Annotated in this window: 10 protein-coding genes; 4 read left to right on the top strand and 6 right to left on the bottom strand. The window is 49.6% G+C overall.

Translation table 11 applies throughout. From position 1 onward, the window contains the following. Window positions 1–65: 65 nt before the first annotated feature. From CIK04_RS05210 to ebgR, 6 genes are all read right to left on the bottom strand, one after another. Window positions 66–1,502 (bottom strand): amino acid permease, encoded by a 1,437-nt coding sequence (locus CIK04_RS05210; protein ID WP_097352117.1) that lies wholly within the window; start codon window positions 1,500–1,502, stop codon window positions 66–68. Between the two features lie 161 nt (window positions 1,503–1,663). Further along, window positions 1,664–3,097: an amino acid permease gene (locus tag CIK04_RS05215; RefSeq protein ID WP_038969676.1), complete on the bottom strand. Its 1,434-nt coding sequence runs from the start codon at window positions 3,095–3,097 to the stop codon at window positions 1,664–1,666. A gap of 107 nt (window positions 3,098–3,204) precedes the next feature. Then, window positions 3,205–3,657 (bottom strand): beta-galactosidase subunit beta, encoded by a 453-nt coding sequence (locus CIK04_RS05220; protein WP_017428719.1) that lies wholly within the window; start codon window positions 3,655–3,657, stop codon window positions 3,205–3,207. A gap of 3 nt (window positions 3,658–3,660) precedes the next feature. Continuing rightward, window positions 3,661–6,759 (bottom strand): beta-galactosidase subunit alpha, encoded by a 3,099-nt coding sequence (gene ebgA, locus CIK04_RS05225; RefSeq protein WP_097352118.1) that lies wholly within the window; start codon window positions 6,757–6,759, stop codon window positions 3,661–3,663. A 345-nt stretch (window positions 6,760–7,104) separates the two neighbouring features. Next, window positions 7,105–7,980: an SGNH/GDSL hydrolase family protein gene (locus CIK04_RS05230; RefSeq protein WP_097352119.1), complete on the bottom strand. Its 876-nt coding sequence runs from the start codon at window positions 7,978–7,980 to the stop codon at window positions 7,105–7,107. Beyond that, complete coding sequence (gene ebgR, locus CIK04_RS05235) at window positions 7,970–8,977, bottom strand: transcriptional regulator EbgR (RefSeq protein ID WP_038941348.1); 1,008 nt, start codon at window positions 8,975–8,977, stop codon at window positions 7,970–7,972. The genes CIK04_RS05230 and ebgR overlap by 11 nt, the downstream gene beginning before the upstream one ends. Before the next feature lie 307 nt (window positions 8,978–9,284). Here ebgR and galE point away from each other — a divergent pair, with 307 nt between their 5' ends. The 4 genes from galE (at window position 9,285) to galM (ending at window position 13,779) form a co-directional block, all read left to right on the top strand. Beyond that, window positions 9,285–10,304: a UDP-glucose 4-epimerase GalE gene (gene galE, locus CIK04_RS05240; protein ID WP_097352120.1), complete on the top strand. Its 1,020-nt coding sequence runs from the start codon at window positions 9,285–9,287 to the stop codon at window positions 10,302–10,304. Between the two features lie 83 nt (window positions 10,305–10,387). Next, window positions 10,388–11,440: a UDP-glucose--hexose-1-phosphate uridylyltransferase gene (locus CIK04_RS05245; RefSeq protein ID WP_039447058.1), complete on the top strand. Its 1,053-nt coding sequence runs from the start codon at window positions 10,388–10,390 to the stop codon at window positions 11,438–11,440. 110 nt (window positions 11,441–11,550) lie between these two features. After that, window positions 11,551–12,711, top strand: coding sequence for a galactokinase (gene galK / locus CIK04_RS05250; protein ID WP_097352121.1), 1,161 nt, complete (start codon window positions 11,551–11,553; stop codon window positions 12,709–12,711). A gap of 9 nt (window positions 12,712–12,720) precedes the next feature. Then, window positions 12,721–13,779, top strand: coding sequence for a galactose-1-epimerase (gene galM / locus CIK04_RS05255; RefSeq protein WP_097352122.1), 1,059 nt, complete (start codon window positions 12,721–12,723; stop codon window positions 13,777–13,779). Window positions 13,780–13,920 lie beyond the last annotated feature (141 nt).

Here is a 13,920-nt window from a genome sequence, read left to right on the forward strand (position 1 = left end):
AGAAAAGTCTCTGGTAGGAGAAAACGGTTAAGCGCCAAAGGATATTGGCGCTTTTGTTATTAGCGTTATTGAGTTTGCGAGGCGGTGTGTTTAGCCTCTGGCTCATGGGAGTTCAACGTCTGCTTTTTCTCAAAGCGAGAGATCCACCACCAAGCAAGGCCAGAGAACACCGCGGTCATGAAGACATTGATAAAGAAGGCTCTCACCAAGTCAACACCGGTTGGGAAGGCAGACGCCGTCATGCTGATAATAAAGATGGCAATCAGCACGGATACGATGCTCATTCCCACTTTGCGTGAGCCCATACGGAAATCTCGTGGTGTATCGTCGAACTTCAATCGGAAGACAAAATACGCCACCATGATGAAGATGGGCGGAAGCATCGCCGTTCCTGCGGTGAGGTTGATGGCTTGATTCATCATGTCTTGCACCGATTCCGAACCAAAGCCATTTACCACCAGCATCACGAACACAAAGGCAAACTGCCACCACGCCGCACGTACAGGAACACCGTGTTCGTTCAGCTCCGTAGTTTTCTCTCCATACACGCCTTTTGGAATTTCAGAGAAGTGAATTTTCACCGGAGCGGCGGTCCACATCATCATTGAGCCAAACATCGCAATGAACAAAATGATGCCAACGAAACGGCCAACCAAACTTTGCGAGATGCCAAAGTAATTCGCCATGCCGGTGAAAATTTCCACCATGCCGCCTGCGTAAGTGAGGTTTTCACGTGCAACAAACACGTTGACCAAGAGCGAGCCGATGGCGTACATCGCGCCGATCACTACACCGGCGATGATGATCACTTTGATAAAGGATTTATGGCCGCCTTTGACGTCGTTAAGGTAAGCGGCTGCGGTTTCCGCACCACCAGCAGCTTGGAAAATCCAACACATGATGCCAAGGGTTGCCCAGTTGATGGTTGGGGTCATCGCTTGTAACGTGATGGGCTCGGCGGGGGTGAGATCACCACCAAGGGCCATCAGCGCACCCAACACATAAATCGCAAACAAAGCAAACACGCCATAAGCGACAATTTCAGAGATCTTGCCCAACCAGCTCGCGCCTTTGGTAGAGATGTGAGTGGCGAAGGCAAACAACACAATCGAGATGAGTGACGTCACCATGGGTGAGAAGCTGTATTCGTAACCCAACATGGCGTAAGACGCATAGGCAATGACGTTAGGCAGTAAGGAAACAAACCAGAACAGGTTCACAAACCAGTAGAGAAAGGAGCCCAAATAAGCGGCTTTGCTGCCTAAAGGCTTTTTCAACCAGTCATACATGCCGGATTCTGAGTTCTTATTAGCAGAAACAAATTCGGCAATAATAAAAACGAATGGAATGAAATAGACCACGGTTGCTAAGAGAAAAATGGGGGCAGAGCTGAGCCCCAGTTCGATGTTGTTGTTGACGATATTGCGCACGTTGAAAACCGCCGCAAAGGTCATCGACAGCAAGGCAAATTTGCCTATGGTGCCACGCAGTGATTCAGACATAGTTCCTCCCGTATCCGTCTGCAGTAAAACAAAAAAATGGATCAGTGAATGAAAATAATCTGCCAGCCATTAGAGTTGTTATGGGGGCGGGCAGGGTGAAGGGCAGAGCGTTTTTCTCTGCCCAAGTTTTCGGTCATCAACCTAGAATGGTTGAGCGTCATTTATGGAAGGACGGCGCTTGGGCTGGCCTCTTTCGCGCGTTCTTCACTGTTGAGTGACTTTTCGTACTGGCTGTATTTCCACCAAGCAAAGCCAAGGAAAATCACAATGCCGCCAACGTTGTAGAAGATGATGGTCATGATGTCGGCTCCGGTTGGGAAGGTGGAGGCCAAGAATCCAACCGTGAAGATGCCAATCAGAATCGAAACCACAGCAATGCCCGTCATACGAGAGCCCATTTTGAAATCGCGCTCGAGATGGTCGAGTTTCAGACGCAGATTCAGATACGCCAGCATGATGAACAGCGGTGGTAGCATCGATGCGGCTGCGGTCATGTTGATCACGGTGTTCATCAGATCTTGCGCAGTGTCTGAGCCCAATGTTGGGATCACCATGAGCGGTAGAACGATGGCGTATTGAATCCAAGCGGCACGTGCAGGCACGCCGTTTTCATTCAGTTCCACCGTTTTCTTACCAAAGATGCCTTCTGGAATCTCAGAGAAGAAGATCTTAACCGGGGTTGCAGTCCACATCAGTAGCGAGCCAAACATCGCGGTGAATGAGACCAAACCAACAAAGCGATTCATCATAATTTCAGGTAAGCCAAAGTAGCTCGCTAACCCTTCAAACACTTGCACTGAGCCGCCAGTGAATTTCAGCTCGCTGCTGGAAACAAACACGTTAATCAACACGGAAGCAACCGAGTAAAGCACACCGATGAAGATGCCAGCCACGATGATCACTTTAACGAACGATTTTGAGCCGCCTTTCACGTCGTTCACGTAGACCGCGACCGATTCAGCGCCGCCGGCAGCCATGAAGATCCAAGTAGTAATGCCGAGGAAGGCCCAACTCAATTCTGGCACCATCGCTTCCACTGTGATTGGGTCCGCCGGTTGCACGCCACCGAGCAGCGCAGCACCAGAGAGCAAGATGTAAGAGAGTGTGAGGAGCAGCATCAGTGAAGAGGTTACTGAAGTGATCGGGCCCAACATTTTCGCGCCATTGGTGGAGACGTAAGTGGCAAAAGCGAACAACAGCATGCTCAATGCGGTGGTGGCAAACGGGGTAAGGATGTACTCGTAGCCCAAAAACGCGTAAGACGCATAGGCGATGACGCGCGGCAGCAACGAGGTAAAGAAAAAGAGGTTAACAAACCAGTAGGTGTAAGCGGAGATGAAAGCCCAACGGCCGCCCAGTGAACTTTTCACCCAAGCGTAAACACCCGCTTCGGAGTTTTTATTGAGTGAAACGAATTCCGCGATGATCAAACAGAAAGGGATGAAGTAAAAAATGGTCGCTAAGAAGAACATCGGCGCTGATGCCAGCCCGATCTCAATGTTGTTGTTAATGACGTTATTGAAGCTAAACACAGCGGCAAATGTCAGGGACAAGAGGCCGAATTTACCTATGGTGTTCCGTTTAGTATCAGACATGTTTTTTCTCCGAAGAGGCACGTTATTTTGTAGGGTGGAGCGACAGTTCATGCTGTCGCTCTCGTCTTTATTTATCTTTATTGGTCTATTTTTTGCCGTGGCAGTGTTTATTTATTGAGGAAATAGCCATCCTCGATCGTCACTTTCAGCACCACCTTTTTCACCGCTTGGTTGCCGCAAAAACGGTAGGCTTTGTCGTTTTCAAAAATGGCCACTTGACCTTGTTGTAGTTGGCGCGTTTCTCCTTGGCCTTGCAGTTGCTCGCGATCGGTTTCATCGCGATAAGGGGTCACGGTCTCGAGTTCGGATTTGGCGGCAAACTCTACGGTTTCGCCGCCTTCGAGGTAGTAATGCACATCAAAGTAACGACGGTTTCCGGTAAAGGTTTCACCGCTTTGAGAGCTGCCTTCCACCAGCATATAAACCAAGGAATCACCAATCGAATGCATCACCCCTGGTTTGATATGGTTGAGGTTATTAATCGCTTCCACACAGCGGTTCCATTTACGACCGTTGCGATATACCTGTTTGAATTGCTCTAAGCTGTCTAACACGATCATGGGTTACGCCTCGTTAACGATTTTGGTATCGGTTGAAGTGAAAAATGCGTTGTCGAAATCATGGTTTGCCATGACTTGAGCGCTGCAATCGCCTGCTTGCAATGGCATCAGGGTGAGGCCATAGCGGAACGTATCCATATACACGCGGTAAGAGTCGAGCACTTCACTGCCCCAAGAGTTTGAACCCAAGCCCATCACGTGATGATCAAGGTTAAGGGTGATGTAGCCACTTTTTTCTAGCTCAATCGTATGTTGCGCTTGATGCAGGTTTTGGTTGGTGTAGAACCACGCGCTCAAGTTGATTTCTTGCTGAGGTTTCACCAATAACCCACTGCCATGACGGTTGGTGAGCGATGCCCAACGCACGTGCTGGCGGTTGCCGTTGTTTTGTGGGAACGGGTAGTTCTCGAACATGTCCGCCACGTTGGTGTGGTACAGATCGATGATGTTGGCTTGGCGGCTGTCTTGATAGTTCTCTTCAGGGCCGCGACCGTAGTAACTCACTTGATCAAAGTTGCCGTTGATGCCCAAATCCAAGCCAATGACCGGAATCACGTGAGGGTAGTCGCCGTAGCGCTCGCCACTCAGTTCCACGTTCAAATGGCCTTGCGCGTTGATTTGGTAGCGGTAGGTACAACGCATGCCAAAATCGAACACAGGAGGCGCAACAATGCTGCTGGTGGTGATCAGTACGGCCTCTTCGCTCGCTTCCACGCTCAGCGTGCGGAAGTGTTCCTGCATGATTTGCAGATGCGCAGGGTGCCACAGCCCTTCGTACTCTTGTTTGTGGTTATCAATCATTGGTTTGAAGAAGTTCAACCTTGGCTCTGATTGAATCAACTCCTCACCATTCACACGCCATGAGGTCAGTTTGCCGTTTACTTTCGAGAAAGTGAGCGTGAAGTTATGACCTGTGATCACGTGCTCCAGGCGGCTTTCTTCATGCACTAATGGTTGAACATTGTGGTTGAGCAACGCAGACAACGTGGCGGTGTTTTCTTTCAGCTGGAACTGGTACACCGCGATGTCGTGGTTGGCTTCGCTGTACAGGGTACGGCTGTCTTTGCGTACGGTAAAGTTGATGAAGGCTTCGCGCTCATCCAATTCTGGCAAGTTGATGCTCACTTCACGAGCGCTATTGGCGGCCAGTGCTTCGACTTTAAATTGCACGCTACGCAAGGTTTCGCCTTCGGCGCGAATTTCAGCGGTGATGGTGTAGTCATCTAAGTTGGTGAACCACAGTTTGTTCTCAACGATGAAGCGGTCGTGGCAACCCTCAACGGCGCGGATTTTCACCGGTGCAATCACTTGCTTGTATTCTTTCAGGCCTGGGCCTGGGGTTTGATCTGGGTAAATCAGACCATCCATACAGAAGTTGTAGTTGTTCGGGTAATCGCCGTAATCGCCGCCGTATTTGTAGAACTCTTGACCGTGCTCATCACGCGCTAGAATGCCGTGATCACACCACTCCCACACATAGTGGCCTTGAATGTGGTCATGCGCGTAGAACACATTTTGGTATTCGGTTAGACCACCCGGCCCGTTACCCATCGCGTGGGCGTATTCGCAGATGATGCGCGGTTTTTCGTGTGGATGCTCACCAAAGTAGTTCATCAGTTGCGCGCGCGAGTACATGGTGGAAATCACGTCGACGACTTCAGCATCGCGGTCTTCTTCGTAGTGCACCAAACGTGTGTCATCAAGGGCTTTGGTGGCGGCGTACATGGCGCGGATATTACAACCGTAACCAGACTCATTGCCGAGTGACCACATGATGATCGATGGGTGGTTTTTCTGTGCGTGCACATGGCGCACTGCGCGATCAACAAACACCGCTTCCCATGCTGCATCATTGGTGATGCGGCTTAGGTCGCCAACGTTGGCAAAGCCGTGGGTTTCCACATCGGTTTCTGCCATCACAAACAGGCCGTAAATATCACACAGTTCGTAGAAGCGCGGGTCGTTCGGGTAGTGCGCGGTGCGAACTGAGTTGATGTTGTGCTGCTTCATCAAAATCAGATCTTTTTCCACGCGGTCCATGCCCACAGCGCGACCTTTTAGGTGATCGTTGTCGTGTCGGTTGACACCATGCAGCATCACGTATTGATTGTTGATGTAGAACAGGCCGTCACGCACTTTGATGTCACGGAAACCGACGCGTTGTGGGATCACTTCCACGACCTTGCCTTGGTGATCTTTTAAGGTGATGAACAAGTGGTAAAGGTAAGGGTTTTCTGCTGTCCAATGCGTTGGGTTCACCATATCAATGGCGAAGTTCACGTGGTTGGTCTCTTGAATGGTTAGTGCGTCACAGTGGCCGCAGGCTACGACAGTGCCTTTGTCATGCAGTGCGTACTCCAGCGTATAGCCAGACGCAATCGCGGTAGAAAGATTTTCCAATTCAACCTGAGCACTGAGCGTCGCACTTTGATAATCGTCGGCGAAATCGGTGCGAATAGTGAGATCTTGGACGTGAACCGGCTCTTTGCCCACAAGGTAAACATCACGGAAGATCCCTGCCGTCCACCACATGTCTTGGTCTTCAATGTAAGTCGAATCGGCCCATTGCATCACTCGCACAGAGAGCAAGTTTTCGCCTTGTTGTGCGTAGGCAGAAATGTCGAACTCTGCAGTAAGACGGCTGCCTTTACTAAAACCGACATAGTGGCCGTTGACGTACACCTCAAAGTAGGTTTCTACGCCATCGAACTTGATGATGGTTTGTTTTTCGTCCCATTGAGGGCCCAAAGTGAAGGTGCGTTGATAAGCGCCCGTTGGGTTGTCGGTTGGTACAAAAGGCACATCAATTGGGAATGGGAAACCTTCGTCTGTGTATTGAAGATCGCCGTGGCCTTCCATTTGCCACATGTTGGGTACGGTAATGTGCCCCCAGTCGTTCATGGTTTGCGAGTAAAACTCATCAGGTACCAGCATTGGGTTGCTGAAGTAATGAAATTGCCACTGACCACTTAGCAGCATAAAGCGGCTGCTCAACTCACGCTGAAAGGTTTGAGCTTGTTGAACGGTATCATAGGAGAAGAAGTACGCACGCGGCGCCATTCTGTTCTCATGTAAATGAAGGAAGTTTTCCCAGTTGTTCACGTTTTTTCTCCCCTCGGCGACTTCGATCAAAGGATCCGCCGACGTTCTGTTAAATAGAGATTTGGATATCTGGAAAATATATTAGTAAAACTTTTACTAAATAGAATTGGTGAAAACGTTTTACTTTAACTTGATCACGAATTCTCAGTGGGAAAGAGTGAAAGGTGTGATCCGAGTTAAAGAATAATGTTTAACCAGTTTTAGCGGCTTTTCCGTGGCGGATAGGAGTGTTACATGAAGAGGAAATACGGCAAGAATGGAAAGGGTTTATACTTTACTTATTGAAAAATAAAGATAAAAAGAAAGCACGCTCAGCGTGCTTTGGATAAAACTGGCGTCATCGCCTTATGCCGCAGCGAAACGAGCATCCAGCATTGGCGTGAGCACAGAGAGCCATTGTGCGTAAGCGTGCGAGTTAAGGTGTAAGTCATCGCAACTGCACTCAAGAGGCAGTGTCTGCTCTGGGCAGAGCGTGGCGTTGAGGTCGATAAAACGCAGCGATTGCGCCTGACATATTTGCCTCAATTGACGATTTAGCTCGCTGACCAGTGGGTTCAATGATGACATTCGCTCCCCCACATAAAGCGTGGACTGCACCCATACTTCAATGCCGTGTTCTTGCCAAATGGTCAGCATTCGACGGTAGTTTTCTACGACTTGTTGCACCGAGTAGCCTTGCGCTAAATCGTTAATCCCCGCCATGATGCACACCAGTTTCGGCTGACACACCAACGTGGTGTCAATGCGTTCAAGCATGCCTGCGGTGGTATCCCCCGCAAGCCCGCGATTCGCGACTTGAAAACCGGAAAAAGCATCGTGCCAAGGGCCCCACTCGGTGATGGAATCGCCGTACATCACCAGCTCAACTGGTTTACTAAACGTTTTGTGGTTATCTTTGGTCAAAATAAAACGACTAATGCGGTGGGCCCTTTGGTTAAAGTCGAGCGTTTCAACTAAGTGGTCAAATTGCTCTGCTGTCACGGTGTGACCCTTTTGCTCATCGCTAAGACTTCGTTCTTTGGTCAGGCCTAGCGCTTTGATCAGAGATTCAATTTCCGTGACGTAAGGAGATAAGCGAGTTGTCAGCCCATGTTGTTCGCGTAACTGGTAAAGCTGCGCCAGCAGCGCATAAAAACGTTTATCTGGGTTGGCGTAATAGAGCTTATGCAGATCAAGACAGGCGTTTTCTTCCAGCTCTTTAAGCAGTTTCTCACTGTTCATGCATGCTTCCTCTCTCATGCGTCGTTCCTCGGAGCTTGAGTTTGCTTGGCACATACACTTTAAGCGGCAGTGCTCGGCCATCACGCGCTTTTTCAACCAGTAAGTTTACGCCTTGAATGCCCATCATTTCCGAGTGAATTCTCACCGTTGAGAGCGGCGGGAAAGTGAATCTGGCGTTGGGAATGTCGTTAACGCTGATCAGCGAAATATCGCGGGGAATGTTGAGCCCATGTTCGAGCAAAGCGCGCAGCACGCCAATCGCGATGGAGTCGGAAGCGATAAACAGCGCCTTCGGATAATCACTGCGTTCTAACATGCTTTTTGCCAACTTGTAGCCAGATGAACTGGAGAAATCGCCGCGATAAATGTCCGCATCATTGACCACGCCTTTCAACTGACCATATTCAGCAAAGGCCATTTCGCGAATGTCGGCTTGGCCGGGTTCGTCTTGACCGCCAATAAAACCAATGCGATCAAAACCTTGGCTGATAAAGAAATCGGTTACTTCTTTACTGATTTTTACCAGATCAATATCCACGCTGTCGAAGTTGCCATGGTCATCACTAAAATCGAGATAGCAGATGTTGTCGGTCATCTTGCTGGCGCGCAACATCGCGGCTGGGGTGGTTTTGCCTACCATAAGGACACCCGTGATCTTTTTCACGTCGGGGTCGATTTTGCTGTCGTAGCAGTTGGTTAAATCGATGCCGAGTTTTTCACACTGGGTTTCAATGCCATGGCGAATAGAGAGATAGTAAGGATCGTTAATCTCAGCTTCTGGCTTGTAGTTGTACAATGCTAGGAAATGATGGGCCGGCACGGCGGCAATGCTGTTCTTTTTCGCGCTGCTGGTGCGGTATTCCAGTTTCTCCGCAATTTCTAAGATACGGTGTTTGGTCTCTTCTTTGACACTCAGGGTCGGGTCTTCATTGAGCACTCGCGACACCGTGGCCAGGGAAACGCCCGCTTCCGTGGCAATATCTTTTAACGTAGCCATTCTTCTTCCTGTTGGCACAGCGCACTGTGCTGAGTGAAATCATCTGTTCTCTATTGTAATCAAGAGGCTGCGTGATGCATCCGTTTTTTTTAGTAAAAATCGAGCCATGAGCGTTTTTATGATACTGGAACGCTCGCAGCATGGTGGAATTTCTTTCACTAAATCTCAGTGTAAAAAGGATTGTTTATGAAAATCAGTGAAAACGTTTACACTTTGCGAATTGGATCACGGAACCCGATCCAACATGCTTGGTAAGCTTTTAAACAAGCAAAGCCATTGAGCAAATTTGAGATCAGGAGAGGAAAGGGTGAACGTTTTAGTGACAGGTGGCATGGGTTACATCGGTAGCCATACATGTGTGCAGATGATGGCAGCCGGTATGGAACCGATCATCGTCGACAACTTATGCAATGCGAAAGTGGACGTGTTAAGCCGTATTGAAGCGCTCACGGGTAAGCAACCTATCTTCTACCAAGGTGATATTCGTGACGAAGCCTTTTTGGACTCCGTGTTCGCCAAGCATGATATTCAAGCGGTGATCCACTTTGCTGGCCTCAAAGCGGTTGGCGAATCGGTGGCAAAACCACTCGAGTACTATGACAACAACGTCAATGGCTCGTTGGTGCTGGCGCGCTGCATGCGCAAAGCCGGCGTGAAAAGCATCGTCTTCAGTTCATCGGCAACGGTTTATGGTGACCCAGAAATGGTTCCGATTACGGAAGATTCACCAACAGGCGCCACCACCAATCCATACGGACGCAGCAAATACATGGTGGAGCAGTGTTTAAGCGATCTGTTTCACGCGGAAAATGACTGGAGCATCACCCTATTGCGTTACTTCAACCCGGTTGGTGCGCATCCATCGGGCAGCATGGGAGAAGATCCACAAGGCATTCCCAACAACTTGATGCCGTTTATCGCCCAAGTAGCCGTTGGTCGCCGTGAAAAACTCTCCGTGTTTGGCAATGACTACCCAACCCCTGATGGCACGGGCGTGCGCGATTACATCCATGTGATGGATCTGGCCGATGGCCACATCGCCGCATTGAAATCGGTCGGGGCAACATCGGGTTTGCACATTTACAACTTAGGCACAGGTAAAGGTTCGAGCGTACTTGAGATGGTGGAGGCGTTTGCGGCCGCTTGCGGTAAACCGGTGCCTTACGAGTTATGCCCGCGTCGTCCGGGTGACATTGCCGAATGTTGGGCAAGCACAGAAAAAGCCGAGCGCGAACTTGGCTGGAAGGCAACACGTTCGGTGGCGGAAATGACCGCCGATACGTGGAACTGGCAGTCAAATAATCCCAATGGCTATTCTCCAGCGTAATTGACGTTTCTGCGTTGTCATCTGCGCTTCTCACGGTGTTGGGAAGCTGAGTTTGAAGAATTTTGAAGAGTTGAGTAAGTACTATGTCGAATGTTGAGTTTAACCCTGTGGATCATCCACACCGTCGTTTTAATCCACTCACGGGGCAGTGGGTTTTGGTTTCCCCTCATCGTGCAAAACGTCCTTGGAGCGGCGCCGATGAGAAACCGGCCATTGATGAATTGCCAAGTTACGATGAGAAGTGTTTCTTGTGTCCAACTAACGAACGTGTCTCCGGCGATGTTAATCCAGATTACCAAGGCACTTACGTGTTTAAGAACGATTTTGCTGCTTTGATGGTGGACTCACCGGATGCGCCGGAGTCAGACAACCCGCTATTCAAAACCCAAGGTGTGCGCGGTTTAAGCCGAGTAATTTGCTTCTCGCCAGATCACAGCAAAACCTTACCTGAACTGCCAGTGGAAAAAATACGCGGCGTGATTGAGACCTGGAACGAACAAATTGAAGAGCTCGGCAAAGAGTACGTTTGGGTTCAAGCATTCGAGAACAAAGGAGAGACCATGGGCTGTTCTCAGCCGCATCCACACGGTCAGATCTGGGCGAATAGCTTCTTACCAAACGAAATTGAGCGTAAAGAGCACAACCTAAAAACGTACTATCAAGAACACGGCAGCAACTTGCTGGTGGATTACGTGCAAGCAGAACTCAAAGATGGCTCGCGCATTGTGGTGGAAACCGAGCACTGGTTGGCGGTGGTACCTTACTGGGCGGCGTGGCCATTCGAAACCATGCTGCTGCCGAAAACGCACATTCGCCGTATGAGCGAACTTAGCGATGAGCAACGAGACGATTTAGCGCGAGCGATTAAGAAGCTGACCAGCCGCTACGACAACTTGTTTCAGTGTTCTTTCCCTTACTCAATGGGCTGGCACTACGCGCCGTTTTTTGACCAAGGCACCGACATCGACCATTGGCAACTTCATGCTCTTTTCTATCCGCCTTTACTGCGTAGCGCGACGATTCGCAAGTTTATGGTGGGCTACGAAATGCTGGCAGAAAGCCAACGAGACCTTACCGCAGAGCAGGCGGCGCAGCGTCTGCGTGATGTGAGTGATGTCCATTACAAAGAATGCTAAGCCATTAAATTGGACTGATAACGAATTACGGGATAGCGCGACTTTATCGATAGAAAGTTAGGCTCAACGCGCTATCCCCCATCAAATTACTATGTTAAGAGAACGTTCCTATGTCTGAACTTATCCAAAATGTGAAAACCGCTTTTGAACAAGTGCTGGGTTACGCACCAAGCCACATCATCCAAGCGCCTGGACGCGTGAACCTAATTGGTGAGCATACCGACTACAACGATGGTTTTGTGTTGCCATGTGCCATTAACTACCAAACCGTGGTTGCAGCAGCAAAGCGTGAAGACAATATCGTGCGTGTTGTCTCAGTCGATTACGGCAACGCAGTGGATGAGTTCGATATCACGCAAGCCATTACCTTCCAGCAAGACAAAATGTGGGCGAACTACATTCGCGGCGTGGTCAAGTGCCTTCTTGCACGCGGTTACTCGTTCACAGGTGCAGATATTTCAGTCAGCGGCAACGTACCTCAAGGTGCGGGTTTGAGCTCATCGGCGGCGTTGGAAGTGGTGATTGGCCAGACGTTTAAAGTGCTGTTCAATCTTGAGATCAGCCAAGCCGAAATTGCCTTAAATGGTCAACAAGCCGAGAACGAGTTCGTCGGTTGTAACTGCGGCATCATGGATCAAATGATTTCAGCGGAAGGGCGTGAAAATCACGCAATGCTATTGGACTGCCGTAGCCTAGAAACGGAATCGGTTTCCATGCCAGAAGAGATGGCCGTCGTGATCATCAACTCGAATAAAAAGCGTGGTTTGGTCGACAGTGAATACAACACTCGCCGTCAGCAATGTGAAGAAGCGGCGCGCATTTTCGGTGTGAAAGCGCTACGCGATGTGACGATTGAGCAGTTCAACGAGAAAGTTGCTGAGCTGGATGAAATGGTGGCAAAACGTGCCCGTCACGTCATCACCGAAAATGATCGTACGGTGGAAGCAGCGCAAGCGCTGCGAGCGCACGACATGAAGCGTATGGGCGAGCTGATGGCCGAGTCTCATGCCTCAATGCGCGATGATTTCGAAATCACAGTAAAAGAGATCGATACGCTGGTGGAGATAGTTAAAGCGGTGATCGGCGATCAAGGCGGTGTGCGCATGACTGGCGGTGGCTTTGGTGGCTGTATCGTGGCACTGGTACCACCGACACTGGTTGATGAAGTGAAAGCCACCGTTGCAGCAAAATACCAAGCGGCAACGGGCCTAAAAGAGTCGATTTATGTTTGCCAAGCCAAAGATGGCGCAGGTTTGGTTGAAGTGCTTTAGGACCGCGGGATGATTGCTCAATTGAACCAAACTATGACTGAGCAGGCGGCCTTTGATGGCCAGCCTGCCCAATTAGTGGAATTGTCAAATCGTGCTGGTATGTCCGTGACCTTAATGGACATTGGTGCGACTTGGCTGAGTTGCCAATTACCGTTGGCGAGCGGGGAGCGAAGAGAAGTTCTGTTAGGCGTGGGGACGATGCAGAACTTCGAGCGACAGGCGAGTTACATGGGGGTAACCGTCGGGCGTTATGCAAATCGCATCGCCAATGGGCTTTTTTCGATTGATGGTGTGGCTTACCAAGTTTCGGTAAACCAAGCAGGAAACTGTTTGCACGGTGGAGCTCAAGGTTTTGATAAACGGCGTTGGCATATTGAATCGCAATCAAGTGATGAAGTGACGTTTGCACTCGAATCTCCAAATGGCGATCAGGGGTTTCCCGGTCATCTTAGCGTTAACGTCCAATATCAGTTGACCGACGAGAATCAACTGACCATTCGTTACTGGGCGACAACCGATGCCGTGACGCCAGTGAATCTCACTAACCATGCGTATTTCAATTTAATGGGCGCGGAGTCGGGCCACGATTGCTTGCTGCATAAGTTGATGTTAAATGCCCCATGTTATTTGCCGACCAATAATGTTGGCACCCCATTGGGTACGCTGCGAAGGGTTTCTGGTACCAGTTTTGATTTCAATACAGAAAAAACCATTGGTGCAACCTTGCTACAAGATGAGCAGCAACAATGTGCTAAAGGGTATGATCACAGCTATCTGTTTGAACGAGAGCGCGATGTGTCTCTGCCCGTTGCGTGTGTGACCTCGCCTGATGAGTTGATTCGTTTGTCTGTTTGTAGCAACAAACCCGCCATTCAGCTCTATACGGGTAATTGGCTGGCAGGCACACCAAACCGCAGTGGCAGTGAATATCGAGACTATGCAGGCTTGGCGCTGGAGACCCAATTTTTACCGGATTCGCCGAACCATCCGGACTGGCCACAACCCAGTTGCCTACTTTCCCCCGGAGAAGAGTATCGTTACTTTACCTCCTATCGTTTTGATTTTTAAACGTTTAAATAAAAGGCTCTGCATGTCGGAGCCTTTTTCATTATTTCCGCAAAAACCACCAGTGCTCTTGGTTGCATATTTTTTAGTGATCCAGTTAACAAACTCAGTGTTGCCAGTGGCAAAGTGTTTCCTCTCTACCAT

The sequence above is a fragment of the Vibrio sp. 03_296 genome, assembly GCF_002265885.1.

What these genes read in the sequence shown, in the direction of transcription:
- galK (WP_097352121.1), top strand. Translation starts at nt 11,551, where the DNA reads ATGTCTGAACTTATCCAAAATGTGAAAACCGCTTTTGAACAAGTGCTG.
- CIK04_RS05245 (WP_039447058.1), top strand. Translation starts at nt 10,388, where the DNA reads ATGTCGAATGTTGAGTTTAACCCTGTGGATCATCCACACCGTCGTTTT.
- CIK04_RS05210 (WP_097352117.1), bottom strand. Translation starts at nt 1,502, where the DNA reads ATGTCTGAATCACTGCGTGGCACCATAGGCAAATTTGCCTTGCTGTCG.
- CIK04_RS05215 (WP_038969676.1), bottom strand. Translation starts at nt 3,097, where the DNA reads ATGTCTGATACTAAACGGAACACCATAGGTAAATTCGGCCTCTTGTCC.
- galM (WP_097352122.1), top strand. Translation starts at nt 12,721, where the DNA reads ATGATTGCTCAATTGAACCAAACTATGACTGAGCAGGCGGCCTTTGAT.
- CIK04_RS05220 (WP_017428719.1), bottom strand. Translation starts at nt 3,657, where the DNA reads ATGATCGTGTTAGACAGCTTAGAGCAATTCAAACAGGTATATCGCAAC.
- ebgR (WP_038941348.1), bottom strand. Translation starts at nt 8,977, where the DNA reads ATGGCTACGTTAAAAGATATTGCCACGGAAGCGGGCGTTTCCCTGGCC.
- CIK04_RS05230 (WP_097352119.1), bottom strand. Translation starts at nt 7,980, where the DNA reads ATGAACAGTGAGAAACTGCTTAAAGAGCTGGAAGAAAACGCCTGTCTT.